This is a genomic window from Lunatimonas salinarum, from assembly GCF_017811155.1.
In the GTDB taxonomy this organism is placed as follows: Bacteria; Bacteroidota; Bacteroidia; order Cytophagales; family Cyclobacteriaceae; genus Lunatimonas; species Lunatimonas salinarum.
On record NZ_JACVCV010000096.1, the window covers coordinates 1 to 749 of the forward strand.

Here is a 749-nt window from a genome sequence, read left to right on the forward strand (position 1 = left end):
TGGTGTGAGAGGCGCACCTCGCTAACCTAACGGTTGGCGGGGCCGTCTACTCGATTATGCACTGGACCAAATTTTCAGAGCTGATTTTTCTTTTGCTGAGCAATCACCAACTTCTTTTTTAATTAATTATGATCCCTCTTTCGCCCCCACATTCGTCGAATTCACTTTTTCCAAATCTCTTGAATTGAACAAGTCTCGTAGTCTCACCAGGACTTATTGATATCGGGGTTTCAACTCTTCTTTTTCCTTACTAGCCTGTCGGCAATCGTTTTAAAAAACGCCCATTTTAAACTTCAAACTTTGTTTGGCCATTTTTATTCCCCTTGTAAAAACCAATTGGATGTTGGCTAGTGAGCTTTTCCCCCTTCTTGAAATCTCCAAACCATCTTGGTCAAACCCAAAAATCTTATTCGACGAATTCACAGTTTTCTTTCAATCAATCTCGACCCCCCAACTTCTTTTTGACCTTAATTTCTTTCCTTTTTTACTGTTCGCCCCTTAACAGATGTCTCTTGGTCTGGTGCATAACGGTTTTCAGCTATACGCAGGCAGGGCATTTTACCACTGAACTTCCTACGAAGAACTGAACTTCAAATTTACCACTTTCCTGTCCTACGAAGCACAAAACCCCTGCTTGCGTATAGGTGATGTGTGTGCCCGGCATGGGCATCTGGTATCGAAGATACCATAATATTCCAGAGGGTGCAAGTCCCTTACGTGCGGGGGTAACGCCCCGAAGCGTTAGCAAG

At 43.5% G+C, this 749-nt stretch carries 1 protein-coding gene; it reads right to left on the reverse strand.

Annotated elements, in window-relative coordinates:
- Window positions 1-538 precede the first annotated feature (538 nt).
- Window positions 539-749, reverse strand: a 211-nt coding sequence (locus IAQ59_RS22055; RefSeq protein WP_209333019.1) for a hypothetical protein, incomplete at its 5' end; no start/stop codon positions are given.